Annotated in this window: 24 protein-coding genes and 1 pseudogene; 12 read left to right on the top strand and 13 right to left on the bottom strand. The window is 66.5% G+C overall.

Going from position 1 to position 25,489, the window contains the following annotated elements:
- Positions 1-88: 88 nt before the first annotated feature.
- Positions 89-1,117, top strand: a complete 1,029-nt coding sequence (locus tag L8F96_RS00860; protein ID WP_046410235.1) for a potassium channel family protein — start codon at positions 89-91, stop codon at positions 1,115-1,117.
- A 99-nt stretch (positions 1,118-1,216) separates the two neighbouring features.
- Here the strand turns inward: L8F96_RS00860 and rplS are convergent, their stop codons facing one another.
- The 3 genes and pseudogenes from rplS to L8F96_RS00875 form a co-directional block, all read right to left on the bottom strand.
- On the bottom strand, positions 1,217-1,606 hold the full coding sequence (gene rplS / locus L8F96_RS00865; RefSeq protein ID WP_046410233.1) for a 50S ribosomal protein L19: 390 nt from the start codon (positions 1,604-1,606) through the stop codon (positions 1,217-1,219).
- A pseudogene (gene trmD / locus L8F96_RS00870) lies at positions 1,603-2,339 on the bottom strand (tRNA (guanosine(37)-N1)-methyltransferase TrmD). Before trmD ends, rplS begins: the two are co-directional and overlap by 4 nt.
- Positions 2,336-3,868, bottom strand: a complete 1,533-nt coding sequence (locus L8F96_RS00875; protein WP_334654587.1) for a serine hydrolase domain-containing protein — start codon at positions 3,866-3,868, stop codon at positions 2,336-2,338. The pseudogene trmD and the gene L8F96_RS00875 overlap by 4 nt, the downstream one beginning before the upstream one ends.
- Positions 3,869-3,968: 100 nt before the next feature.
- Here L8F96_RS00875 and L8F96_RS00880 point away from each other — a divergent pair, with 100 nt between their 5' ends.
- Positions 3,969-4,874, top strand: a complete 906-nt coding sequence (locus L8F96_RS00880; protein ID WP_334654589.1) for an NAD(P)/FAD-dependent oxidoreductase — start codon at positions 3,969-3,971, stop codon at positions 4,872-4,874.
- A 44-nt stretch (positions 4,875-4,918) separates the two neighbouring features.
- Here the strand turns inward: L8F96_RS00880 and L8F96_RS00885 are convergent, their stop codons facing one another.
- The gene (locus L8F96_RS00885) at positions 4,919-7,858 is read right to left on the bottom strand and encodes a M16 family metallopeptidase (RefSeq protein WP_334654591.1); all 2,940 of its coding nucleotides are present in this window, start codon (positions 7,856-7,858) and stop codon (positions 4,919-4,921) included.
- 162 nt (positions 7,859-8,020) lie between these two features.
- Between L8F96_RS00885 and L8F96_RS00890 the strand changes: the two genes are divergently transcribed.
- Positions 8,021-8,872 carry an aspartyl/asparaginyl beta-hydroxylase domain-containing protein gene (locus L8F96_RS00890; protein WP_245995391.1) on the top strand — a complete coding sequence of 284 codons (852 nt, stop codon included), beginning with the start codon at positions 8,021-8,023 and terminating at the stop codon, positions 8,870-8,872.
- Positions 8,873-8,896: 24 nt separating this feature from the next.
- Here L8F96_RS00890 and rimM read toward each other — a convergent pair whose 3' ends face one another.
- The 3 genes from rimM to ffh form a co-directional block, all read right to left on the bottom strand.
- Positions 8,897-9,415, bottom strand: a complete 519-nt coding sequence (rimM, locus tag L8F96_RS00895; RefSeq protein ID WP_417158920.1) for a ribosome maturation factor RimM — start codon at positions 9,413-9,415, stop codon at positions 8,897-8,899.
- Positions 9,416-9,558: 143 nt separating this feature from the next.
- Complete coding sequence (gene rpsP, locus L8F96_RS00900) at positions 9,559-10,014, bottom strand: 30S ribosomal protein S16 (protein ID WP_046410223.1); 456 nt, start codon at positions 10,012-10,014, stop codon at positions 9,559-9,561.
- Positions 10,015-10,101: 87 nt separating this feature from the next.
- A complete protein-coding gene (gene ffh / locus L8F96_RS00905; protein ID WP_334654595.1) occupies positions 10,102-11,607 on the bottom strand; it encodes a signal recognition particle protein in 1,506 nt (501 codons plus the stop codon).
- A gap of 198 nt (positions 11,608-11,805) precedes the next feature.
- On the opposite strand from ffh, the gene L8F96_RS00910 reads away from it, so the two are divergent.
- Positions 11,806-13,416: a putative bifunctional diguanylate cyclase/phosphodiesterase gene (locus tag L8F96_RS00910; RefSeq protein ID WP_334654597.1), complete on the top strand. Its 1,611-nt coding sequence runs from the start codon at positions 11,806-11,808 to the stop codon at positions 13,414-13,416.
- 4 nt (positions 13,417-13,420) lie between these two features.
- Here L8F96_RS00910 and L8F96_RS00915 read toward each other — a convergent pair whose 3' ends face one another.
- The gene (locus L8F96_RS00915; protein ID WP_334654599.1) at positions 13,421-14,929 is read right to left on the bottom strand and encodes a YifB family Mg chelatase-like AAA ATPase; all 1,509 of its coding nucleotides are present in this window, start codon (positions 14,927-14,929) and stop codon (positions 13,421-13,423) included.
- 126 nt (positions 14,930-15,055) lie between these two features.
- Here L8F96_RS00915 and L8F96_RS00920 point away from each other — a divergent pair, with 126 nt between their 5' ends.
- The 6 genes from L8F96_RS00920 to yihA all read left to right on the top strand — a co-directional run bounded on the left by L8F96_RS00920 (position 15,056) and on the right by yihA (position 18,583).
- Positions 15,056-15,313 carry a hypothetical protein gene (locus L8F96_RS00920; RefSeq protein WP_125944595.1) on the top strand — a complete coding sequence of 86 codons (258 nt, stop codon included), beginning with the start codon at positions 15,056-15,058 and terminating at the stop codon, positions 15,311-15,313.
- 84 nt (positions 15,314-15,397) lie between these two features.
- A complete protein-coding gene (gene rpmH, locus L8F96_RS00925) occupies positions 15,398-15,532 on the top strand; it encodes a 50S ribosomal protein L34 (RefSeq protein WP_028056723.1) in 135 nt (44 codons plus the stop codon).
- A gap of 32 nt (positions 15,533-15,564) precedes the next feature.
- On the top strand, positions 15,565-15,915 hold the full coding sequence (gene rnpA, locus L8F96_RS00930) for a ribonuclease P protein component (protein ID WP_334655613.1): 351 nt from the start codon (positions 15,565-15,567) through the stop codon (positions 15,913-15,915).
- Positions 15,912-16,124: a membrane protein insertion efficiency factor YidD gene (gene yidD / locus L8F96_RS00935; protein ID WP_082103069.1), complete on the top strand. Its 213-nt coding sequence runs from the start codon at positions 15,912-15,914 to the stop codon at positions 16,122-16,124. Before rnpA ends, yidD begins: the two co-directional genes overlap by 4 nt.
- Before the next feature lie 30 nt (positions 16,125-16,154).
- Positions 16,155-17,858: a membrane protein insertase YidC gene (gene yidC, locus L8F96_RS00940; protein ID WP_046410215.1), complete on the top strand. Its 1,704-nt coding sequence runs from the start codon at positions 16,155-16,157 to the stop codon at positions 17,856-17,858.
- Positions 17,859-17,896: 38 nt separating this feature from the next.
- Positions 17,897-18,583, top strand: coding sequence for a ribosome biogenesis GTP-binding protein YihA/YsxC (gene yihA, locus L8F96_RS00945; protein ID WP_417158936.1), 687 nt, complete (start codon positions 17,897-17,899; stop codon positions 18,581-18,583).
- 21 nt (positions 18,584-18,604) lie between these two features.
- Here yihA and L8F96_RS00950 read toward each other — a convergent pair whose 3' ends face one another.
- Entirely contained in the window at positions 18,605-20,116 is a 1,512-nt protein-coding gene (locus tag L8F96_RS00950) for a M20/M25/M40 family metallo-hydrolase (protein WP_334654603.1), read from the bottom strand.
- 71 nt (positions 20,117-20,187) lie between these two features.
- Between L8F96_RS00950 and L8F96_RS00955 the strand changes: the two genes are divergently transcribed.
- Both L8F96_RS00955 and dapE read left to right on the top strand, forming a co-directional pair.
- Positions 20,188-20,853 carry a glutathione S-transferase family protein gene (locus L8F96_RS00955; protein WP_046410213.1) on the top strand — a complete coding sequence of 222 codons (666 nt, stop codon included), beginning with the start codon at positions 20,188-20,190 and terminating at the stop codon, positions 20,851-20,853.
- Positions 20,850-21,971, top strand: coding sequence for a succinyl-diaminopimelate desuccinylase (gene dapE / locus L8F96_RS00960; RefSeq protein ID WP_334654606.1), 1,122 nt, complete (start codon positions 20,850-20,852; stop codon positions 21,969-21,971). The genes L8F96_RS00955 and dapE overlap by 4 nt, the downstream gene beginning before the upstream one ends.
- 90 nt (positions 21,972-22,061) lie before the next feature.
- On the opposite strand, the gene L8F96_RS00965 is transcribed toward dapE, so the two are convergent.
- From L8F96_RS00965 to L8F96_RS00980, 4 genes are all read right to left on the bottom strand, one after another.
- Complete coding sequence (locus tag L8F96_RS00965) at positions 22,062-22,313, bottom strand: ATP synthase F1 subunit epsilon (protein WP_046410211.1); 252 nt, start codon at positions 22,311-22,313, stop codon at positions 22,062-22,064.
- Positions 22,314-22,428: 115 nt separating this feature from the next.
- A complete protein-coding gene (gene atpD / locus L8F96_RS00970) occupies positions 22,429-23,901 on the bottom strand; it encodes a F0F1 ATP synthase subunit beta (RefSeq protein WP_046410209.1) in 1,473 nt (490 codons plus the stop codon).
- 76 nt (positions 23,902-23,977) lie between these two features.
- On the bottom strand, positions 23,978-24,580 hold the full coding sequence (locus tag L8F96_RS00975) for a hypothetical protein (RefSeq protein ID WP_334654611.1): 603 nt from the start codon (positions 24,578-24,580) through the stop codon (positions 23,978-23,980).
- A complete protein-coding gene (locus tag L8F96_RS00980) occupies positions 24,580-25,461 on the bottom strand; it encodes a F0F1 ATP synthase subunit gamma (protein ID WP_125944497.1) in 882 nt (293 codons plus the stop codon). The genes L8F96_RS00975 and L8F96_RS00980 overlap by 1 nt, the downstream gene beginning before the upstream one ends.
- Positions 25,462-25,489: the final 28 nt, after the last annotated feature.

A 25,489-nucleotide genomic window follows, 5' to 3' on the forward strand; every position in this document is an offset into this window, starting at 1 on the left:
CCAGCGGGTTAGCCGCCCGCGCCGCGCAGCGCAAAGTCCGTAGCGCCCTCACTGGCTAAGCCACTGCCGCTTGCTCTACAGCCATGTCATGCGTCTGAAGAATCGCGACGAGGAGCTTCACCTGCGTCGACGCAGCGGCCTGCCCGATTGGGCGAGCCTGGGTCTGCGTATCCTGCTCGCGTTTCTGCTCGTCGGCATCGCACTCGTCGGCCACTGGCTCGATCGCGAGGGCCTGCGCGACAATATCGACGGCCACATCAGCTTCATCGACCTTCTGTATTTCACCATGATCACGGTGACGACGGTTGGCTATGGCGATATCGTTCCGGTGACCAACAGCGCTCGGCTGTTCGACACCTTCGTCGTCACGCCGATCCGCCTGTTCGTATGGTTGATCTTCCTGGGGACGGCCTATGACTTCCTTCTTCGGCGCACATGGTATCGGTGGCGCATGAAGGTCATCCAGCGCCGACTCACCGGCCATGTCGTCATCGCCGGCTACGGCACGAGCGGAACGGAGGCGCTGCGCGAACTGCAGCGGCGCGGATGCGATCCGGCGAACATCGTCGTCATCGACCGTGACGAGCGCGCGCTGGCCGATGCCGAACAATGCGGCGCTGTCGTCCTTGATGGTGATGCCACCCGCGACAAGACGCTGGAAATCGCCCACGTGGCGCAGGCGTCCACCCTCATGGTCTCAGCCGGGCGGGACGACACCACGATCCTGATCGTGCTGACCGCGCGCCGTTTGTCGGAAAACGTGCGCATCAGCGCGGTGGTCCGGTCCGACGACAATGAGCCGCTGGCGCGGCAGGCGGGCGCGGATGTCGTGATCAATCCGGCGAGCTTCGCCGGGCTGCTCCTCGCGGGCTCCACCAACGGGCCGCATGTGGCGGAATATCTGACCGACCTCGCCGCCGCGCATGGCCGGGTTGCGCTGCGCGAGCGGGACGCGACGCCCGAGGACGTCGGGCGACCGCTGAGCGCGCTCACGACGGGCCTTGGCGTTCGCATGTTTCGCAATGGCGAATGCATCGGTTTCGACCAGCGCGAGGCGGAGAACATACAGCTTGGCGACCGGATCGTGGAGATCGTTCGCGGGACAGGGCAGAGCTGAGTTAGAGTGCACGGCCGCCCTGCCCTCCGGCGGCCGCTCCAACAAAAAAGGCGCCGGCAGATTGCTGCCGACGCCTTCCTTGAATGTGTTCCGAACCGCTTATTCGGCGGCTTCGGCCTTCGCCGGACGATTGTCGCGACGCTCGGCGATACGCGCCGACTTACCCGTACGACCACGCAGGTAGTACAGCTTCGCACGACGCACGGCGCCCTTGCGGACGACCTCGATCGAATCGATGTTCGGCGAGTAGAGCGGGAAGACGCGCTCGACGCCCTCACCGAAGGAGATCTTGCGAACGGTGAACGAGGAACCCATGCCCTTGTTCGACCGCGCGATGCACACGCCTTCGTAGTTCTGGACGCGGGTACGCTCACCCTCGACCACCTTCACACCGACCTTCAGCGTATCGCCAGGGCGGAATTCCGGGATCTTCTTGTTCGCGGTCAGCTTCGCGATCTGCTCGGCTTCGAGCTGCTGGATCAGGTTCATCTCAACTTTTTCCCACATCGTCGCCGCGCGCCAGAGGGCGGTTGACCCGAGCACCGACGTGGCGCTCCCACAGGTCCGGCCGCCGTAGCCGTGTATCTTCCTCCGCCCGGCGCTGGCGCCAGGCGGCGATTTTCGCATGATCCCCCGATCGCAGCACTTCAGGGATCGTGCGCCCTTCCCATTCAACAGGTCGGGTATAATGCGGATATTCGAGCAGGCCACTTTCGTGGCTTTCCTCGACCCCGCTTGAAGCGGCGCCCATTACGCCGGGAAGCAGCCGAACGCAAGCATCCAGCAGCACCAGCGCCGCCGTCTCACCGCCGGAGAGGACATAGTCGCCGATCGACACTTCCTCGATGTCGCGGCCTTCAAACAGGCGTTCGTCAAACCCCTCAAACCGCCCGCACAGCACCACCGCGCCCGGCCCCGCCGCCAGTTCGCGCACCCGCGCCTGGGTCAGCGGTTTGCCGCGCGGCGTCATTGCCAGCACCGGCCGCCCCTGCCCCTGCCCGTCGACCGCAGCGGCCAGGATGTCGACCCGCAGGACCATGCCAGCGCCGCCGCCCGCCGGCGTATCGTCGACGGTGCGATGGCGATCCGTCGTGAAATCCCGGATGTTGACGGCGTCGAGCGACCAGCGCCCCTCTGCCAGCGCCCGGCCGGCAATGGCAAAGCCAAGTGGCCCGGGAAACATCTCGGGATACAGCGTCAGGACGGTCGCACGAAAGGTCACTTGGCGGCGGTAAAGCTCAACACCTGAAGACTCAACGCCGGTGTCGGCGCGCGCTGTACCCGTCCCGCGACATTGCCGTTGCCGCAGGTCCAATTGAAGGTCCCCTCCATCGCCGAGATCGGCTTAATCGCGGCGTCGGTACGGCATGCGCCCACCTGCTTCTTCAGCTCGGCGATATCCTTGCGCCGGCGGTTGAGATCACGATCGGGCACGACATTGTTGGCCAGCGGCGCCCGCGCCGGATCCCCGCTGCGCCACACGTCACGCATGATGTCATAGGCCCGCGCCAGATCGGGCGATACCGGCACCGTACGCTCCTCGGCCAGCCCCGCCTGCCGCAGCGCATAGAGCGTCTGTGATACGGGCAGGCCAGGCCCGGCATACGTGCGATTGGCGAAGGCGAACACACCGACGCCAGCATCCGGCAGCAGCATCACGATCGAACCAAAACCGGGATAGCCGCCCGAATGGGTCACGATCCGCCCCACGTCGCAGTCGTTCACCACCTGCCAGCCCATGCCATAGGCGCTCGCAACCCGGCATGGGCGGCCTGACGCGCCGGGCCGCTCCACCGTGTTGACGAAGTTCGACCCCTCGACGATCTCGCGCACCGTCGCACGCTTGATCGGCCCGTTGTCGGGACCGTCGCGTGCCGGCCACGCCGACAGCAGGAACGACACCCAGCGCCAGTAATCGTTGGCGGTCGTCTGCACGCCGCCCATCGCACCGAAGGCGCCGTCGGCCATATCCGGCTCGCGCACCCAGGCATTGTCCTGCCAGCGATATCCCAGCGCGCGCAGATCCTGCGGCCCGTTCAGCACGTCATAGCCGGTCGATGTCATGCCCAGCGGGGTCATGATGCTGCTACGGATATAATCCTGATACCGCTGCCCGGAGACGTTGCTGACGACCCGCCCCAGCGTCGCATAGCCAAGGTTGGAATATTCCATGCGCAGACCCGGCGCCTGCGCCAGCGGCACGCCGGCCTTCAGCATCGCGGTGAAGGCGGGCTCCGACAATGGCTGCTGCCGGTCGCCCCAGGGATTATCCTCCACCAACCCCGCCGTGTGATGCAGCAGGTCCGCCACCCGCGTCCGCCGGCTGTCAGCGGTTGGATAGCGCCAGTTGCGCAGTTCGGGCACGTATCGCTCCGCCGGCGCGTCGAGCGACACGCGCTCCTCGTCGCGCAGCTTCAGGATCGCCATGGCGGTGAACGCCTTGGACATGGACGCAATGCGGAACCTGCTGTCGGCGGTCACCGGCTTCTTGCTGGCGATATCCTGAACGCCCAGGCCCCGGACCAGCACCAGCTTGCCGTCCTTCACAACGCCATAGACTAGACCCGGCACATGCGCGTTCTTCATCCAGCTGTCGAAGAAGCCCGTGATCTGCGGCTCAATCGCCTCGATCGACGTGGCCGCCGCAGGCTTCGCCTCAGGCGTCGTCGTCGCGGGTACGGCGTTGTTCTGCGCTGCTGCGGCCACTGGCAGCGTCAGGAACAAGGCCGCAGAAAGCGCGCGGATCTTCATCGTCATCCCCCCGGTTAGTTGCCGAAGCGATACCGCACCCCCGCGCCGCGTCAATCGCCGAGCCAGGGAACCAGAAAGCGACCAATGCGCTCGGCAGGCCATGCACGACTGCGTCATCATCGGCGGCGGCCCGGCAGGTCTGACCGCCGCCATCTACCTCTCCCGCTTCCACCTCGACATCGCCCTGTACGACAGCGGCGAGAGCCGGGCCGCGCTGATCCCCTGCACGCACAATCACGCCGGCTTTCCCGGCGGGATCAGCGGCAAGGATCTGCTCGCCCGCATGCGGCAGCAAGCCGCCTCGTTCAGCGTTCGCTCGCACGACTCAAAGGTCACCGCGGTTGAGCCGGTGGACGACCATTTCGTCGTGCGTACAGGGGAAACGACCGTGGAGGCATGCACCGTCCTTCTCGCCACCGGCGTGGTGAACAACCGGCCAAGGATAGAGGCGGCGTTGCACGACAAGGCGCTGCAGCGAGGCCTCCTCCGCTACTGCCCGATCTGCGACGGCTATGAAGTGACCGACAAGCGCGTCGGGGTCATCGGTACCGGCACGCACGGGATGCGCGAGGCGCTGTTCCTCCGCGGCTATACGCGCGATGTCACGCTGATCGCTCCCGATGCCGAACACATGCTCGACGACGCTTGTGCCGATGCGCTGGACGCCGCCGGGGTGACGCGGGTGGATGGTCCGTGCGGCCATTACGCGATCGAGGGCGACCAGCTCGCCTTCGACACCGCCCACGGTCGCCTCCGCTTCGACAGCGTCTATCCGGCGCTTGGCTCACAGATCCGCTCGGAACTTGCGCTGGGTGCCGGCGCACGCGGCACCGACGATGGCTGTATCGTCACCGACGAACATCAGCGCACCACCATTCCCGGCCTCTATGCGGCCGGGGACGTGGTGAAGGGGCTGGATCAGATCAGCCACGCCATGGGTCAGGCCGGCGTGGCAGCAACCACGATCCGCAACGAACTCAGCGAGCGCCGCCCTCTCCGCAGATAAGAAAACGCCGCCTCATTCCCGGGAATGAGACGGCGCCTGTCGCATCACTTCGCTGGCGTTTTCGGCAGCACCTTCAGCGTCCAGTCCTTCTCCGGCCGCAGATATTTGGCGGCGGTCGCCTGCAACGTCTGGGGGGTGATGCCCATGTAATCGCTCACCAGCGTGCGCGCGCCGTTCAGCCGATTGGGGTCATAGGCGCCGCCGTTCACCAGCAGCAGCCAAAACTGGTTCCCCGACGATGCGCGCGCCAGATACTGCATCATCGGCCCGACCGCGCGGCGCAGCTCGTCCTCGCTGACCGGCGTTGACACCAGCTCCGCCGCAATCTCGCGGCTCAGCTTGTAGAACAGGTCGACATTCTCCGGCGCTACCTGGCCGACTGCGATCATACGCCCGCCCGACGTAAGCCCCATCGGCCACTGGCTGACCGCACTGGGGCTGTAGCTCGCGCCTGCCACCGACCGCAGACGATCGAACAGGCGATCACCGAAGATTGCAGACAGGATGTCCAGGCGCCGGCTCTCCGCAATACCCGCGCTGCCCCCACCGGTCGGCCAGGCGATCACCGCCGCCGCCTGCGTGTCGGCGCCCTCATGGGTCAGCGTCACGGGCACGTCATTGTGCGCCGGGAAAGCCGCACCAGGCGAGAGCGCCGGCGCTTCCGTGCGGGCCTTCAATGCGCCGAACGTTTTAGCGACGGCGGCAATGGCCTCGTCACCTGTCACGTCGCCGAACACATCGACCTCGATCGGGCCGGTGGCCAGAAGCGGCTCCCACAGCTTGCGGAACCCCTCCGGCGTCAGAGCATCGATCTCCTCGCGCGTCGGCGGGCCCCAGCGCGGATCGCCATTGCGCAACAGCCGCTCCAGATCGCGGGACAGCACGCCGTCCGGCGACGAATTGAACCCGGCATAGCCCGCCACCGCAGCGGCCTTGGCGCGCAGAACCGGCGCTGCATCCCAGCGCGGCGCCGCCAGCTTGGCCGCCATCAACGCCAGATTGTCGGCATAGTCGCCCGGGGTCGTCATGGCGCTCATGACGAATGCATCGTCAGTGATATCGAAATCCAGCCCCATGCGGCGGCCCGTGGTCAGGGCGTCGAGGTCGCTCTGGTTCCACTTGCCGATCCCGCCAGGAATGAGCGCGCTATCCGCCGCCCAGGCCGCCGTCGGCTTGTCAGCTGGGAGCGCACTATATCCGCGGCCAAAGCGGACCCGCAGGTATACGCGACCCGTCTCGGATGCATTCGGGTACATCAGCATCCGCACACCGTTGGAGAAGGTCACCTTCTCGATCCCGGGGTCCGCAATCGTCTCGCGCGCCGTCACGTTGCCCGGCTTGCCCAGCTTCGGCAGGTCCTTGAAATCGACCTTCGACTGACGATCCCGCCGTCCGGCCAGCTTCGACACGTCCGCCGTCAGCGCCGACGCCAGCTTCGCGGCCGCACCGGGGTCCGCCATGCGCGTGTTGACGATGGCGCGCTGCGCGTCGCCCTTGAACACGCGCTGGGTGGACTCAAGCACGCCAGCCGCGGAGAACATCCCCTTCTTCTTGGCGTCGAGGAAGATGTTGTACGATTCCTGCGGCCCGGCCACCGTCTCGCGGATGTCGAGCGCCTGGACCATGTCGTCGGCCTGCTTGGCGCCGGCTTCGACCCGTGCGGTCTCCACCTCATTGCGCATCGCGCCTTCGAACTCTGCGGTCTCGCGGTCGACGTCGGCCTGGCTCGGCGCATTGGTCATCGCGTCGGCAATCACCGCCCGCACGTCCTTCAGCGCCGCTTCCCAATCGTCGCCGATCGGCACGATGCTGACGAAGGTGCCGTTGGTGGATCGCGCCACATCCTCCAGGTTCACGCTCGCCTGCAGGAAGCTGCCACCGGCGCGTGCGCGATCCTCCAGCCGCCGGTTGATGACCCGCATTGCCACCAGGTCCACCAGGCGCTTCTGGTTGAAGATGATCGTATCGTCCTGATAGGTCCACGGACGCAGCGTGGCGCTGATCACCAGCGGCGGCAGCGACGGCTCGTTGATCGCCGCGGTCGGCGTCGCCTTCGGATCAGGCTTGCCGAAGTCGGGGTCCGCCGGATCAGGGCCAACACCCTTCCAGCCGCCGAAGTTCTTCACCACCAGACGGGCGGCGACTGCCGGGTCGATGTCACCAGAAATGATCACCACCGTCCGCGCAGGGCGATACCAGCGCTGGTGGAATGCTTGCACGCTGGCCGGCGTTGCCGCTTCCAGCGTCTTCACATTGCCGATTGGTGAGCGGTCGGCCAGCGGCTGCCCGGCAAAGAACAAGGCATTGCGCGCGTCCGACAGGCGCACCTGCGGTCCCGGCGCCTCGCGCTGCTCGGCCAGCACCGCCGGCCGCTCGGCGGCCAGCCCCTGCGCATTGATGCCCGGTTCGGACATCATCCCGGCAAAGATCTTGAGACTCTCGTCGAGGTTCGCCTCGGTCGCGGCCGGTAGGTCGAGCTTGTAGACCGTCTGGGTCGGCGTGGTCTGCGCGTTCGAATCCGACCCGAAGGTCGCGCCGAACCGCTGCCACACCCGCTTCGCCTCGCCGTCGGGCACGTATTTGGATCCGCGGAACGAGAGATGCTCAATTAGATGCGCGTAGCCGCGTTCCTCATCGGTCTCGTTCAGTGATCCGGCATCAATGCGCACCCGCACTGCAACCTGCCCCGGGGGCACGCCATTCTTGCGGACGGCATAACGCAGGCCATTGGGCAGTGCGCCGAAGTTCCACGCCGGGTCGGGCGGAATGTCCGATCCCTTGAACAGCCAGGGCGAGGTGTCGACCCTTACCGTTGCAGGATCGATGATCGTGCCCTGCACAGGCGCGGCAGTGGCCGCCACTGCCCGGCTGGCGGTGGCAGCTGCCTTCTGCGCTGCCTGCTGTCCAATGGCCGGAACGGCCGCCAACGCGACAAGAGAAACAACGGCGAACGGCGCAGCAAGCGCGCGCGAAAATGCGGTCATGCGGCTGCTTCTAGCTTGCCCGACACGCTGCCGCCACACCCCCCGGCGATCTTTCGATCACCCTTTCCTCGCCATGTTTTGGACCTGATCCGCCCCTAGTCGGTCACCATGAACGTCCTGGCCTGCTGCGCGCACGCCAATATCAGAAGACGGATAGGCATCGTGAACACCATCTCTCCCGCCCGCGACTCCCTGGCACCTGACAAACGAGCAATCGCGCCGGTGCTGGTCCCGGGTGTCTGCGCGATCTCGGGCGCGCCCGCCCCCTCGGCGGAGATGAAGGCTGATCCGAACCGTCCCTTGATCATCCGGGTGGGCAAGCATCTTCGCGGCGTCTTCGACCGGCTGATCGCCTCGTCATCTTTGGTCTCGAACGATCCCGTGCTCGACGTGCGCACCTTCCCCTGGACGCAGCTGCTGCGTGACAATTGGGACGCGATCCGCGCAGAGGCGATCGAGGTCGCGCTGCGCGGTCAGGCCGCGCCCAGCCTCGCCACCATCTCGCCCGACCACCGGTCGATCGCACAGGTGAACATGTGGCGGTCGTTCTTCATCTGGGGCTACGGCTATCGCATCGACGAGAACGCCGACCGCTGCCCCACCACTGCCCGCCTCGTCGAGCAGATCCCCGGCCTGAACAGCGCCTTCTTCTCGATCCTGGCGCCCGGCACACACATTCCCGCGCACCGCGGCGTTTCGAAGGGGCTGATCACCTGCCACCTCGGCCTGATCGTGCCCGATGACGGCGACGTGCGCATGCGCGTCGACAACCGCATCGTGCGTTGGCGCGAGGGCGAAACCCTGGTGTTCGACGACACCTATGATCACGAAGTGTGGAACGAGACCAGCGGCACCCGCGTGGTGCTTCTCGTTCAGTTCGAACGGCCGCTGCGCAATCCCGGCAAGTGGCTGGCGGATTTCTTCCTCGGCTTCGTGCGCCGCTCCGCCTTTGTGCAGGAGGCCCGCAACAACATCTCAATGTGGAATGCGGCGGTGAAGCAGATGGACGTCTGATCGCCGCCGGCTAACCCGCCCGTATCAGGCGTCGGCGAACGCCGCTGCGATCACCAGCCGCTTGTCATCCCATTCCGGAACCGCCTGCGGCGTCATCGGCACCATGAAACGCTTGCCGGTCGGGCGTTCGACCTCGATCACATCGCCGGCGCCGAAATTCTCGACCGAAACGACGAGGCCCAGCGTCTCGCCAGCGTCGGATACCGCTGGCAGGCCGATCAGGTCGGCATGATAATATTCACCCTCTTCCAACGGCGGCAAGGCGGCGCGCGGAACCGACAGTTCCAGCCCGCGCAATCCTTCCGCGGCCGTGCGGTCTTTCACTTCCGCAAACCGAGCGATCGTTCCGCGCACGCTTTTCAGCGTCAGCGCGCCATTGTTGAAGGAGGTATAGCTGGCAAGATCATCGGCGAAGAGCTTGAGCTTCACTTCGCCGCCGATGCCGTGCGCCCCCGTGATGACCGCCAGGACGACCTGCGGTTCACCCGTTGGGGGAGCCTTCGCCGTCTGTTGGGGCGTCGTCTGCGCCTTCGGCGGGCTCACTCGCAGAGACTCCTTCGTTGCTGGCGACCTGTTCGTCGTCATCGCTTGCGGTCCTGGGGTCTGGCGCGTGAGGCTTGGGGTCGACGGTCATGGCACGTTCCTTTCGCTGCCGAAGGAAAACGCGCCATGACCCGATTTGATGCTTACTGCTCGGCCGTCGCGTCGGCGACCTTCTCGGCCTCTGCGCTCGGCGTCTCGGTCGCTGCGTCGACTTCCGCGGCCATCACGGCCTCGGTCTCGGCCTGCGACGCTTCCTCAGCGGCCTTCAGCTTCTCGGCACGCTCCTCGGCGCGCTCCTTGGCCTTCTCGCCCGGCTCGGCCTTCTTCGGGTTGTTGCGGGCTGCACGCTCGCGAACGCCGGCGAGGTCGAGGAAGCGGGCGACACGATCGGTTGGCTGCGCGCCATTGCTCAGCCAGTGCTTCGCACGCTCCGCGTTCAGCACGACGCGCTTCTCGTCGTCCTTGGCGAGCAGCGGGTTGTAGTTGCCGATCTTCTCGATGAAGCGGCCATCACGCGGGCTGCGCGCATCGGCCACGACGATGCGATAGTACGGACGCTTCTTGGAGCCGCCACGCGACAGGCGAATGCTGAGTGCCATTGTAGTCTTCCTTGCCTTCTAAGTCTTCGTCCCTGCGCACGCGGGGATTTCGTTGGTGACAATGTTGCCCCGCGACGGGGCGGTTGCTTACTTCTTGAACTTCGGAAATCCGGGCGGCAGGCCGCCCGCAGCACCCGGCAGACCAGGGAGCCCGCCGCCGGCCTTGCCCAGCATGTCGCCAAGCTCCGGCCCGCCCAGCGCGTTGCCGATACCGGCCATGCCGCCGCCAGGACCACCCTTGCCCAGCATCGCCAGCATGCCCTTGATACCGCCCATCTTGCGGATCTTCTTCATCGCGGTGGACAGTTCCTGGTGCATCTTCAGCAGCTTGTTCACGTCCTGAACGGTCGTGCCGCTGCCCTTGGCGATACGGATCTTGCGCTTGGCGTTGATCAGTTCGGGCTTCGATCGCTCCTTCGGCGTCATCGACGTGATCATCGCGTCCATGCGCAGCAGAATGCGTTCGTCGACCGCGCCGTTGGCCATCGCCTGCTGCGCCTTCTTCATGCCGGGCATCATCCCGGCCAGTGCGCCGAGGCCACCCATGCGGCGCATCTGCGCCAGCTGGCCACGCAGGTCGTCCATGTCGAACTGGCCCTTGGCCAGCTTCGCCGCCATGCGCTCGGCGTCTTCCTGCTGGATCGACTCCGCCGCCTTCTCGACCAGGCTGACGACATCGCCCATGCCCAGGATTCGGCCAGCGACACGCTCGGCATGGAACGCCTCGAGCGCGTCCATCTTTTCGCCGACGCCGGCAAACTTGATCGGCTTGCCGGTGACGGCGCGCATCGACAGCGCCGCACCACCGCGCGCATCGCCGTCCATCCGGGTCAGCACCACGCCGGTCAGCGGCACCTGCGCCGAGAAGCTCTGCGCGACATTGACGGCGTCCTGGCCGGTCAGCGAATCGACAACGAGCAGGATTTCCTGCGGCGTGGCGATTTCCGCCACCGCCTTCATTTCGTCCATCAACGCCTGGTCGACGTGAAGGCGCCCGGCCGTGTCGAGCATCAGCACGTCGAAGCCCTGCAGCTTCGCCGCCTGAAGCGCGCGGCGGGCGATATCGACCGGCTGCTGCCCGGCCACGATCGGCAGCGTCTGCACCTCGATCTGCTTGCCCAGCGTCGCCAGCTGCTCCTGCGCCGCCGGGCGATTGACGTCGAGCGACGCCATCAGCACCTTTTTGCGATCGCGGCCCGCCTTGCCGCCCGACAGGCGCTTGGCGATCTTCGCGGTCGTGGTCGTCTTGCCCGACCCCTGCAGGCCGACCATCATCACCACCGCCGGCGGCGTGACGTCGATCTTCAGCTCGGCCGCTTCGGGATCGTCGCCGCCGAGCATCGCGACCAGCGCGTCATTGACGATCTTGACGACCTGCTGCCCCGGAGTCACCGAGCGCAGCACGTTCTGGCCGATCGCCTTTTCGGTGGCCTCTTCGACGAACTGCCGCGCGACGGGCAAGGCGACGTCAGCCTCCAGCAACGCGATGCGCACTTCGCGCATGGCCTGCCGGACATCGGCCTCGGTCAGCGCGCCACGGCCGCGAAGACGGTCGAATACACCGCCAAGACGGTCGCTCAGGCTGTCGAACATCGCGTCAAAACTCCTTTCTTCCGCCCAAACGCGAAAGCGCCGGCGGGCGAAACCTCGCCGGCCAGCGTGCACCACAATGGGCGCTTGTCTTCAGCGTTCAACTCGGAACGTTGCGCGGCCTGTACGGCAAACCGCGCTGCGGGGCAAGCATCGGGCAGTTAACAAATTATACATGGCCCCGCCGCATCATGGGGCGAGATGGAAGACTCGGCGCCCCCCGCCCAGGTCTCGCATGGTTCTGCTGAACCGCGCGCTACCCCTGCAGGCCGTATCACGATCGCCGCGATCGGGCTGTTCGTGGCGCTGCTCGGTGCGACGGCCGCCACCCTTCTGCAGCGCAGGTTCGGCGGCGCGGTCGACGAACTGATGGTCCTCGCGCTTCTCCTGAACGTCGCGCTCATTCTTCTCGGGTGGCACCGCCATCGCCAGATCACTCAGCTGGTCGGGCAGCGGCTGGCGAACAGCGCTCGTACCCGTCTGACGCCGACCAGCGATCCGCTGACCGGCCTGCTCAATCGTCGCGCATTGACGGAGCAGGGCAGCGCCATGCTGCTCGATGCGTCGCGCAGGCACCGCGCCACCGCGCTCCTGCTGGTCGATCTCGATCGCTTTCGCGCGGTGAACGAACTCCATGGCCACGCCACGGGTGACAAGCTGCTCGCCCGCGTTGCCAGCCAGATCCAGGCCGAGCTGCCACCTTTCGCGCTGGCCGGACGGCTCGGCGGGGACGAATTCGTCTGCGCCTTCGTCTTCGATCCGCGCGATCCCGATACCGTACAGCGTATAGCCGAGCGCCTCGTCAGCCACCTCGCGCAGCCGATCGAGATCGACGGCGCGGGCATTCAGATCACGGCTACCATCGGCCTTGCACGGTCGGACGTGGAGCGTGGCTCGATCGACGCGCTGACGCGCGCGGCCGAAATCGCGATGTGCGCCGCCAAGGAAGCCGGGCGAAACCGCGTCGGCTGGTTCGATCCGGCGATGGCGCGTGCGCTGCAGGCGCGCAACGAACTGGAACAGGCGCTGCGCGACGCCATTCCGGCGGGCCAGATCATCCCCTATTTCGAACAGCAGATCGACCTCGCCACCGGCCAGTTGTTCGGGTTCGAAGTGCTCGCCCGCTGGGACCACCCGGTCCACGGCATCATCCCGCCAGACCGGTTCATCACCATCGCCGAACAGACCGGCATGATCGCCGACCTGTCGCTGGCCGTGATGCGTCAGGCGTTCCATGCCGCGCGCGACTGGGATCCCTCGCTCAGCCTGTCGATCAACATCTCGCCCGCGCAGTTGCGCGACGCCTGGCTGCCGCAGAAGATCATCAAGCTCCTGCTCGAAACCGGCTTCCCCGCGCATCGGCTGGAGATCGAGATCACCGAAGGCGCGCTGTTCGAAAACCTGCCGCTCGCTCAGTCGATCGTCGGCAGCCTCAAGAACCAGGGCATCCGCGTCGCGCTGGATGATTTCGGCACTGGCCATTCCAGCCTCGGCCACCTGCGCGCGCTGCCGTTCGACCGGATCAAGATCGACCGGAGCGTGGTGAAGGCGGTCGCCAGCGACAGCGACAGCGCCGCTGTGGTCAGCGCCATCGCCGGCCTTGGCTCCAGCCTGAACCTGCCGGTAACCGCAGAAGGCGTCGAGGACATCGAGACGGAGGGCTGGCTGCGCAACCTCGGCTGCGCACGCGGCCAGGGCTATCTCTACGGGCGGCCGATGAACTCGGCCAACACGCGCAGGCTCCTGGCGGAGCGGCGCCTCCTTGCCCCCGGCGCGCCGCTGCTCGATCCCGATCACCGCCTCGCCGGCTGACCCCTCAATTTGTCGGCGCCCGCCACCGATAGCTCAGCGCCTCCGCCACATGGATGCGTCCCACGGCGTCGGAACCCGTCATGTCGGCAATCGTCCGGGCGACGCGCAGGATGCGGGTATAGCCGCGCGCCGACAGCCGCATCGCCTCCGCCGCCTGCGCCAGCAGCGCACGCCCCGCCGCATCCGGCGCGCAGAACGCCTCCAGCACATCGCCATCGGCTTCGGCATTCGTCCTTATGCCGCGGTCGCGATACCGGTCCTGCTGGATCGCCCGCACCTGTGCCACGCGGGCGGCGACCTGGGCCGACCCCTCCACTGGGGGCGGCAGCATCAGGTCGGCGGCGCTCACCGCCTGCACTTCGACATGCAGGTCGATCCTGTCCAGCAAGGGGCCCGATACCTTCGCCTGGTAATCGGCGGCACATTTCGGCGCCCGGGCGCAGGCCAGCCCGGCATCACCCAGATAGCCGCAGCGGCAGGGGTTCATCGCCGCGACTAGCTGCACACGCGCCGGAAAGGTCACATGCGCGTTGGCGCGCGCCACGCTGACCGTGCCGGACTCGAGCGGCTGGCGCAGCGAGTCGAGCACCGCGCGCTGGAACTCGGGCAGCTCGTCGAGGAACAAGACCCCCAGGTGCGCCATGCTCACCTCGCCCGGCCGCACCTTCAGCCCGCCGCCGGTAAGCGCCGCCATCGAGGCTGAATGATGCGGTGCGCGGAAGGGTCGGGTGCGGGTTAGCCGCCCGTTCTCCAACACCCCCGCCACCGATTGCACCATCGACACTTCCAGCGCCTCGGCTGGATCGAGCGAAGGCAGGATGCCCGGCAGACAGGACGCCATCAGCGACTTGCCGGCACCCGGCGGTCCGACCATCAGCAGGTTGTGTCCGCCCGCCGCTGCGATCTCCAGCGCGCGCTTGGCCGTCTCCTGCCCCCGCACCTGCCGCAGGTCCGGCCCCTCACCACCAGCGACGACCTCACCCGGCGCCGGGGCCGAGAGCAACCCGTGGCCCTTCAGGTGATTGATCAGCGATAGCAGGTCGGGCGCGGCCAGCACCTCGATCGAACTCGCCCAGGCGGCTTCGGCGCCCTGCGCGGCCGGGCAGATCAATCCACGCCCCAGTTCCGCGGCATGCAACGCGGCCAGCAGCACCCCAGGTGACGCGGCGATCCGTCCGTCCAGCGTCAACTCACCGACGATGACATAATCCGCCAGCGCCTCGGCATCGACCACGCCCATCGCAGCCAACAGCCCCAGCGCGATGGGAAGGTCGAAATGCGATCCTTCTTTCGGTAGGTCGGCCGGCGACAGGTTCACCGCGATCCGCTTGGGCGGCATGGCAAGCCCCATGGCGGCAATCGCGCCGCGCACGCGCTCGCGACTTTCGCCGACTGCCTTGTCGCCCAGCCCGACCAGATTGAACGCCGGCAGGCCAGCTATCAGTTGCACCTGAACCTCGACCGCGCGCGCCTCCAGCCCCAGATACGCCACCGTCGAGACGATCGCCGCCATGCATCCCCCGCCCCCGTTATGACATTGTTCATAGCCGCTTTGTCAGCGCTGCAAACCATTCATCACCGTCTTGTCTTCGCAACACACCGGAGCCACATGCGCCGCATGCGTGATCGCCACCCTGCCATGAGGATCCTGCAGCTCTCGCTCGGCGGCGTGCTGCTCGTGGGCGCGGCGGCGATGGGGCCGTTGCCGGGGCCGGGCGGCATCTTCCTGTTCGCCGGCGGCATGATCCTGATCCTCCGCAACTCGCGCCGCGCGCAGGTGCGCTGGGCCCGTGCCAAACGTCGCTGGCCACGCGTCGGCAACATCGCGGACCGGGCAATGCGCCGCCGCAGTGCGCTGCGCCGCCGCGCGCGGGATCGCGTGATCGGCTCGCGTTGACTTACCCGTCACCTTCACCTATGCGGCGCCATGTTCGGGCTGCCCCTCGTGGCGGCCCTTCTTTTTCAGATTCGGGAATGAGCAATGAAGCGGACCTTTCAGCCGAGCAACCTGGTGCGGGCACGCCGTCACGGCTTCCGTGCGCGGATGGCGACGGTCGGCGGCCGCGCCGTGATTCGGGCGCGTCGCGCGCGCGGTCGCAAGAAGCTGTCGGCCTAACGGCCGGTCAGCCTCGCGCAGGCGACTCGATCATTCAGACGCTTACCCGCCGCCGGGATTTCCTGGCGGCGAATGCGGGCGAGCGCGCACCCATGCCCGGCTTCGTGCTTCTGGTGCGCCCCCGCAATGATGGCGACGCGACGATCCGCGTTGGCTATACCGTCACCAAGAAAATCGGCAACGCGGTGGTGCGCAACCGGATGAAACGCCGGCTGCGGGCGCTCGCGCGTGAGCTGCTGCCGTCAGATGGCGTGCCGGGTGCAGATCATGTCCTGATCGGCCGCATGGGCGGAATCGAGCGTGATTATGCCAGCCTGCGTGCCGAATTCGGCAACGCGCTGCGAAAGACGGCTACGCGTGTCCGCGGCAAGGTGCCGGGATGATCGCCCGCCTGCTGATCCTGGTGGCTCGGCTATGGCAACTCGGCCCGTCGCTCATCCTGCCACCAACCTGTCGTTACCAGCCAAGCTGTTCGGCCTATGCAATCGAGGCCTTGCGCCGCTATGGCGCAGCACGAGGCAGCTGGCTCGCGGCAAAGCGCATCGCGCGATGTCATCCGTGGGGCGGGCACGGCTATGATCCGGTCCCATGATGGATTGGGCCCTAAGGGAATAAGGCGCTCGTGAACAAAGAGAACAAGAACTTCGTGCTGTTCGCGGTCATCGCGGCGCTGATCCTGTTCGGCTGGCCGGTGGTGCAGAACCGCTTCTTCCCGACCGCCAATCCGCCGGTGACGAAGATCGAGGACGGCAAGACCGAGGTTCTGCCGAACAAGAACGCCGATCCGACGGCCGATACGCCGGCCGCCAATCGCGACCGCGCCGTCGTGCTGCGCGAAACGCCGCGGGTGCAGATCGACACGCCGACCATGCACGGCTCGATCAACCTGAAGGGCGCGCGGATCGACGATCTCGTGCTGAAGAATTACAAGGTCACCGTGGCGAAGGATTCGCCGCCGGTGCGCCTGCTGTCGCCAGCGGGCGCGCCCGAGGCATATTTCGCTGCGTTTGGCTGGCGTGACGACGGCCTCTCGCCGCCGTCCGCCGACACGGTCTGGACCGCCTCGTCCAACCTCCTTGCCCCCGGAAAGCCGGTCACGCTGACCGCCACCAACGACAAGGGCCAGCGCTTCACGATCGAGCTGACCGTCGACGACGGCTATATGTTCGGGATCAAGCAGACGGTCGCCAATGCAGGCACCGGCGCCGTTCCGGTCGCCGCCTACGGCCTGGTCAACCGCGCCGGCGTGTCGAAGGATCCGGACAGCTGGACGATCCACGTCGGCCCGATGTCGGTCCACAACGACAAGGCCGACTATGACGTCGATTTCAAGGATCTGGACGAAGCGCCGCAGCGCTTCTCCACCACCGGCGGCTGGCTCGGCTTTGCCGACAAATACTGGCTGACCGCGCTGATCCCGGATCAGGTGCGTCCCTTCGACGGCCAGTTCCGCGCCGGTGCCAACAAGGCCTATCAGGGCGATTACACCACCAACGCCCAGCTGCTGCCCCCGGGCCGCCAGATCACCCAGACGAGCCGCTTCTTCGCCGGCGCGAAGGAAGTTCGCCTGCTCGATCATTACACCGACAAGGAAGGCGTCACCCGGTTCGACTATGCACTCGACTGGGGCTGGTTCCGCGTCGTTGAGAAGCCGATCTTCTACTATCTCGACTGGCTGTTCCGCCATGTCGGCAACTTCGGCGTCGCGATCATCCTGCTGACGCTGACGATCCGCCTGCTCATGTTCCCGATCGCGCAGCGCCAGTTCGCGTCGATGGCCAACATGCGCGCCGTCCAGCCGAAGATGAAGGCCATCCAGGAGCGCTTCAAAGACGACAAGCCGCGGATGCAGCAGGAGATCATGGCGCTGTACAAGACGGAGAAGGTCAATCCGCTCGCCGGTTGCCTTCCCACCCTGTTGCAGATCCCGATCTTCTACGCGCTGTACAAGATGCTGATGCTGACGATCGAAATGCGGCATCAGCCGTTCGTCGGCTGGATCAAGGATCTGTCCGCGCCCGATCCGCTGACCCCCGTCAACCTGTTTGGCCTGCTCGCCTTCACCCCGCCGTCATTCCTGGCGATCGGCGTGATCCCGATCCTGCTCGGCATCAGCATGTACTTCCAGTTCAAGCTGAACCCGGCGCCGATGGATGACGCACAGAAGCAGATCTTCGCGCTGATGCCGTGGGTACTGATGTTCGTGATGGCGCCGTTCGCGGTCGGCCTCCAGGTCTACTGGATCACCTCCAACGTCCTCACCATCCTGCAGCAGAAGCTGCTCTACGCCCGCCACCCGGGCCTGAAGGAAGCACCGTCGAAATGAGCCAGTCCCCCTCCGACACCGGCGATACGCCCGGCGATATGCCGGTGCCGGAGGTGGCAGGCCATCTCGCGCCCGACGTCAGCGAAGCGGCGAGCCGCTCCGCCGAGGAGATCGAGACCGCGCGAAAGATCTTCGCCGGCCGGATCGAGTTTCTGAAGTCAGCCCCCGCGCTTCAGTTCCTGCCCGATCCGCTGGTGCCCGAAGTCGCTTTTGCCGGTCGCTCCAACGTGGGCAAATCGTCGCTCATCAATGCGCTGACCGGGCGCAAGACGCTGGCGCGCACCTCGGTCACGCCGGGGCGAACGCAGGAGCTGAACTTCTTCGATATCGGCGATCCGCTGCTGTTCCGCCTCGTCGACATGCCCGGCTACGGCTTTGCCAAGGCGCCCAAGGACATCGTCAAGAAATGGCGTTTCCTGGTGAATGACTTCCTGCGGGGGCGTCAGGTGCTGAAGCGCGCGCTGGTGCTGATCGATGCGCGCCACGGCGTGAAGGACGTCGATCGCGAGATCCTGGAAATGCTCGACAAGGCGGCCGTCAGCTACCGCATGGTCCTGACCAAGGCGGACAAGATCAAGGCGACGGAGCTTGCCGAGGTGACGGAACGAACCGTCGCTGAGGCACGCAAGCGCCCCGCCGCACACCCGGAGATCATCGCCACCTCCGCCGAAAAGGGCATGGGCATCCCCGAACTGCGCGCCGCGGTGATCGAGGCGATCGGCTGACCGATCGCCCCGCCGGCCGGCTCAGCTGGTCGCTGCGACCTGATACAGGAAATCGGCGAATACCGCCGTCGACGCATCATAGCCCATCACCTTGGGATTGGTGCTCTCGATCAGCAGATATTCGTCAGGGGCATGGGCGCCATTGCCATGCCCCAGCCCGAACTGTCCCGCGGGTAGCGACACGGGCGCGCCGGTGAAGATGTAGCCGGGCCAGCTTCCCGCGAGCCGCGGATAGACCGTCGTCTTCACCCCCGCCCGCTCGCACGTCGCGCGTTCGGCCCTGATCAGCGCCGAATCCTCCGCCGTCTCGGTCGGGTCGTAGCCACCGCCCACCTTGACGGCGATGTCCTGGAACCCGCGCTTGTCCAGATGCGCGCGCACCTTGGCGACGCAATCGGCATAAGTCTGGTTGGGCACCAGCCGGAAATCGAGCTTCGCCGTCGCCTTGGCCGGCAGGATCGTCTTGCCGCCCGGACCGGTATAGCCCGCGACCAGCCCCTCGATATTGACCGTCGGCATCGCCGCCAGCCGCTCCAGCGTCGCCTGCCAGCTCTCCTCGCCAATCCACTTCTTCACCCCGGCCTGCCGCAACGCATCGGCCGAATCGCGCACCCGCGCGCTTTCCGCGATCAGCGCCTTCTCGCGCGCGGTCAGCGGGCGAACCTTGTCGAACCAGCCGTCGATCGTCGGCGTATTCCCGTCCTCGGACACCAAGGTGTCGAGCGCCTTGACCAGCCGCCACGCCGGCGCGTCGATGATCGCCTTCTGGCTGGAATGGATGTCGCGCGTCGGCCCGCGGTCCCAATTGTCGGCCGAGGCGATCAGCTCCAGTTCAACGATACCCTTGGCGCCCAGGTTGATCGTGAAGTCACCCGTCGTCGGGTCTTGCCACATCGCCGGGATGATCACGCCGCTGCATTTCTTCAGCGCCGCCAGCACCTCGGGCCGCTCGACAATCTGCTTGAAGTGAGGGGAGCCGATCTCCTCCTCCCCCTCCGCCACCAACACCAGATTGACCGGCGGCTTCACGCCGGCGCGCTTGAACGCATGAAGCGCGGCCAGCAGCGCGCTTTCCGGCCCCTTCTGGTTCACCGCCCCGCGCCCGACCAGCACCTTGCCCAGCCCCGGCTTGTCGACGATCCGCCCCTCCAGCGGCGGTGAGGTCCATTCCGCCGGGTCGAACTGCTTGACGTCGTACATGAAATACAGGCCGAGCGTCTTGGCCGCGCCATTGTCCATCGTGGCGAACACGCCCGGCGCGCCATCGGTGGGAACGATCGTCGCCTGTTGGAACCCGGCGTCGCGCGCCATTTGCGCCATCATCGCCGCGCCCTTGTCCATGTCGCGGTTCTCCGCCGCGATGGACGGCAGCGCGATCCACTGGCGCAGCCGCGCGATCGCTTCGTCATGGCCGGCGCTCACCGCGCGCCGGATCTTGTCCATGTCTCCGCCCTGTGCCGTGGCCGCTCCCGGCGCCAGCAACGCCGCCCCCGCCACTGCGCCGCCCAGCAGCCCGCGCCGATCCGTCTCCATAATCCCCCCTCATTTCTGTTTCGCCTGGCGAATGTTGCACGGGGTCGCGCGCGGCTCTACCCCTTGCAGCCATGAAATTGATCATCGGCAACAAGGCCTATTCCTCCTGGTCGCTGCGCGGCTGGCTCGCCTGCAAGCAGTCGGGCGTCCCGTTCGAGGAAGTCGTGGTGCCGCTCTATGATCAGGATTGGGACAAGCGCCGTGGGGGCGCAGAGTTCGCCCCGTCATCTGGCAAGGTGCCGATCCTGTGGGATGGTGACGCGGTGGTGTGGGACAGCCTCGCCATCATCGAATATCTCGCCGACAAGGTCGGCCGCGACGTGTTCTGGCCCAAGGACGATGCCGCCCGCGCCATGGCCCGCTCAATGGCGGCGGAAATGCATTCCAGCTTCGTCTCGCTGCGCCGCGAGCACAGCATGAACATCCGCCAGATCTATCCGCCCGCACCGCCATCGGCTGGCGTGGTGGCCGATCTCACCCGAATGATGGAATTGTGGGCGCAGGCCCGCGCCCGCTGGGGTGGCGATGGCGAGTTCCTGTTCGGGGAGTTCAACGCCGTCGACATCATGTTCGCGCCTGTCTGCACCCGCATCGTTACCTATTCGCTGCCGGTCGCGCGGTTCGCGCAATCCTATATCGCGGCCGTCCTCGCCCATCCGTTCATGCAGGACTGGATCGCCGGTGCGCAGGAAGAGGATTGGGTGATCGAACAGTTCGAACAGCCGGCCCGGCAATGACCGATGTTCTCGCGCTGGCGCAGGCCTTGCTCGCCTGCGAAAGCGTTACCCCTGCCCGCGGCCCGGTGTTCGACGTGCTTGAGGCGGCCTTGCGCCCGCTCGGCTTCGACGTCGATCGCTTCGTCGTCGGCGAGGCGCCCGACGGCCCGGTCGAAAACCTCCTCGCCGTCCGCGGCAGCGGCGGGTCGCACATCGCCTTTGCAGGCCACCTCGACGTGGTCCCGCCGGGTGACGGCTGGACCAGCGGCGCCTTCGAGCCGGAGGTCCGCGGCGATCTGCTCTATGGCCGCGGCGCCGTTGACATGAAGGGCGCGATCGCCGCCTTCGTCGCGGCCGCATCGCAGGTCGATGGCCCCGGCACCACCAGCCTGCTGATCACCGGCGATGAGGAAGGCCCGGCGATCTACGGCACCCGCGCGTTGATCGATCGCATGGCGACACGCGGCATCCGCCCGGACGCCTGCCTCGTGGGAGAGCCGACCTCGACGACGCGGCTCGGCGACATGATGAAGATCGGCCGGCGCGGATCGGTCAACATCTGGATCGATATCCCTGGCCGCCAAGGGCATGTCGCCTACCCGCACCTCGCCGACAATCCGATCCCGCGGCTCATTGCGGCCCTCGCCGAGATCGAGGGAATCGTGCTGGACGCGGGCACCGACTGGTTCCAGCCGTCCAATATCGAGGTGACCGATATCACCGTCGGCAACCCCTCGACCAACGTGATCCCGGCGCGCGCTACTGCCCGCCTCTCGATCCGCTTCAACGACCTGCACCGGGGCGAAGAGCTAGGCCGACGGATCACCGCCATCGTCCAGCGCCACGCACCCGACGCGATCGTCACGCCCAAGGTGTCGGGAGAGGCGTTCCTGACCGAGCCCGGCGCTCTTTCGGCCACCCTCGCCGCCTCGATCGAGGCCTGTACCGGAGTGGTGCCCGAACTTTCCACCTCGGGCGGCACGTCGGACGCGCGCTTCCTCGCTGCGGTCTGCCCGGTGGTGGAATTCGGCCTGCTCAACGCGACCATGCACAAGCTTGACGAGGCGGTATCGGTGGCCGACCTCCACACGCTGACCAGCATCTACGCCGACTTCCTCCAACGGAGCTTCGCCCGCTAGCGCCGACGCCCAAAACGACAAAGGCCTCCCCGGATCCGATCCGGGGAAGCCTTTGACAATGTCCGCTAAGGACGCGTGAGCGAACCGCCCTTAGGCAGCATGCTCCGCCAGAACGGTCAGGCCGTTGGCGTTCACTTCAGCAAAGCCGCCGCGAATGGCGATCGTTTCCGGCGCGGCGCCCGCGGTCTTCTGGACCAGCAGATTGCCGTCGCGGATCGTCGACATCAGCGGTGCATGGCCTTCCAGCACGCCGAAGTCGCCTTCGGTGCCGGGAACGGTGACCATGTACACGCTCTCGCTGCGGACGAGGCGTTCAGGCGTGACGAGTTCGAAGTGCAGCATTTCTTCTTCTCACTCCCTTCCACCCGGGAAGGGCTGGGAGGACCGGGCGGTCGGGGTCGATCCTCAGATCAATCCCCGCCCTGCGGCCCTCCTGTTAGGCAGGAGGGAAACGTGCTTACGCTTCCTGCGCCAGCTTCTCGGCCTTGGCGACGACTTCGTCGATGCCGCCGACCATGTAGAAGGCTGCTTCCGGCAGGTGATCGTACTCCCCGTTCACCACCGCCTTGAAGCTGCGCACCGTGTCCTCGATCTGCACGAACTTGCCGGGGATGTTGGTGAACACCTCGGCGACGTGGAACGGCTGGCTGAGGAAGCGCTGGATCTTGCGGGCGCGGCTGACGGTCAGCTTATCCTCTTCGGACAGCTCGTCCATGCCGAGGATGGCAATGATGTCCTGCAGCGACTTGTACTTCTGCAGGATCGTCTGCACGGCGCGCGCCGTCTCGTAATGCTCCTGGCCGACAACGCGCGGCTCGAGAACGCGGCTGGTCGAATCGAGCGGGTCCACCGCCGGATAGATGCCGAGTTCAGAGATCGCGCGGTTAAGCACGGTCGTCGCGTCCAAGTGGGCGAACGAGGTCGCCGGCGCCGGGTCGGTAAGGTCGTCCGCGGGGACGTACACGGCCTGCACCGAGGTGATCGAACCCTTGTTGGTCGACGTGATGCGCTCCTGCAGCGCGCCCATGTCGGTCGACAGAGTCGGCTGATAGCCCACGGCCGACGGAATACGGCCGAGCAGTGCCGACACTTCCGCGCCCGCCTGGGTGAAGCGGAAGATGTTGTCGACGAAGAACAGCACGTCCTGGCCCTCAACGTCACGGAAGTATTCCGCGATGGTCAGGCCCGACAGAGCGACGCGGGCACGCGCGCCCGGCGGCTCGTTCATCTGGCCGAACACCAGCGCCACCTTCGACCCTTCGGTTGTCGGGTTGCCGTCGGCATCCTTGGCGATAACGCCCGCGTCGAGGAACTCGTGGTACAGATCGTTGCCCTCGCGGGTACGCTCACCGACGCCCGCGAACACCGACGTGCCGCCATGGCCCTTCGCGATGTTGTTGATCAGCTCCTGGATCAGCACGGTCTTGCCGACGCCGGCGCCGCCGAACAGGCCGATCTTGCCGCCCTTTGCATAAGGCGCGAGCAGGTCGATCACCTTGATGCCGGTGACCAGGATCGAGCTTTCGGTCGACTGGTCGATGAACTCCGGCGCCTTGGCGTGGATCGGCGCGTGATGCTCCGAGTTGACCGGGCCGCGCTCGTCGATCGGCTCGCCGACGACGTTCAGGATGCGGCCGAGCGTCGCCGGGCCGACCGGCACGGTGATCTGCGCGCCCGTGTCGGTCACGCTCTGGCCGCGGGTCAGGCCCTCGGTCGAATCCATCGCGATCGTGCGGACGGTGTTCTCACCCAGGTGCTGGGCGACTTCGAGCACCAGGCGCTGGCCGTTGTTGCTCGTCTCCAGCGCCGACAGGATCGCCGGCAGGTGGGTGTCGAACGTCACGTCGACCACCGCGCCGATCACCTGGCTGATGCGGCCCACATTGTTGCTGCCCGAAGTGGTCGGGCGATCCTCGAGGACGGTGGCCATCTTGCTTCTACCTTCTTCGTCGTGCCTGCGGGTGCAGGATTGTGTCGTTGGTCGTCGTGCGGGGCGTTGCGGCGGCTCAGCTAGCCGTCGGGTCGGTCCCGTTCAATATAGGGTCGCCGGGCGTGAAGGTCACGGCCAGCAACCGATCCTTGTCGGTCGTCTCGCGATCAACGGCGTAGCGCGCACCGCCCGGCACCGTGCCGGTCGCGCGCGCTTCGCCATGGATCGCCTTCACCGCCTGGTCGCCACCGGCCACGCCAAGCTGGGTAAGCGCCTGGCTCATCCACTTGTCGAACTGGTCGCGCGCCTGCTGGTCGTTCGACGCAAGCGGCTCGACCAGCGTGAAGGTGACTCGCGACAGCTTCTTCTCGCCTCCGGCGGCGACGAACATCGCCATCACCGGGTTGGGCGCCGACGGATCGGTCATCGCCGTTGGCACGGCCTCCGATCGCCATTCGCCACCGACCTTCTCATATGCGCCGGGGCGAAGCCCGATGCGTGCGAAATGGTCGATCGAGCTTGCCGGATCGTCGAACACCCCTTGCCAGGTTCCCCCGGCAAGATTGGGCGAGACGAAGCTGTTGTTGTAAGCCGCCTCTGCCGTGTCATTCCCGGCAGGCGCGCCGGAGCAACCCGCCAGGGCAAGCGTCGCCGCCGCCAGCAGGATGCCCGCCTTCATCACAGGGCTTCGGCGCCCGAGATGATCTCGACCAGTTCGGTCGTGATCGCGGCCTGACGTGCGCGGTTGTACTGGATCGACAGCCGCTTGATCATGTCGCCGGCGTTGCGCGTCGCATTGTCCATGGCGGTCATGCGGCTGCCCTGCTCGGACGCGGCATTTTCCTGCATGGCGCGGAACACCTGAATCGCGACGTTGCGCGGCAGCAACTCGGCGAGGATCGCTTCCTCGTCGGGCTCGTACTCCACCGCCGCATCGCCATCGTTGGCGGTATCGACGGCAACCGTCGGCACCGACACCGGAATGATCTGCTGCCCGGTCGGGATCTGCACCAACGCCGACTGGAACTTGGCGTAGAACAGATGCGCGACGTCGAACTCGCCCGCCTCGAAGCGTGCGATCAGGTCATCGGCAACTTCGCGTGCCTGGTCGAAACCGAGCACCTTGTGCTGCCCGAGCTCATGATCGGCCAGGATCGCGTCCGGGTAGAAACGGCGCAGAACGCGCCCCTTCTTGCCCGCGAGATAGAAGCGGACCGTCTTGCCCTGGCTTTCGAGCTCCTCGGCCTTCTTGCGCGCGGCGCGAACGATGTTCGTGTTGAACGCGCCCGCCAGGCCGCGCTCCGACGTCGCGACGACGAGCAGGTGCACCTGGTCCTTGCCGGTGCCCGCGAGCAGCTTGGGGCTGTTCTCGCTGACCGTCACCTTGGACGCGAGGCTGGACATCACCGCCTCCAGCCGCTCCGCATAGGGGCGACCGGCGATCGCCGCTTCCTGCGCACGGCGCAGCTTCGCGGCGGCGACCATCTTCATCGCCTTGGTGATCTTCTGCGTCGACTTCACTGAGCCGATGCGGATCTTGAGGGCCTTGAGGCTTGCCATTCTAGTTCTTCACCGTCCCCTCACCCGT

The sequence above is a fragment of the Sphingomonas panaciterrae genome, from assembly GCF_036890205.1.
In the GTDB taxonomy this organism is placed as follows: Bacteria; Pseudomonadota; Alphaproteobacteria; order Sphingomonadales; family Sphingomonadaceae; genus Sphingomonas; species Sphingomonas panaciterrae.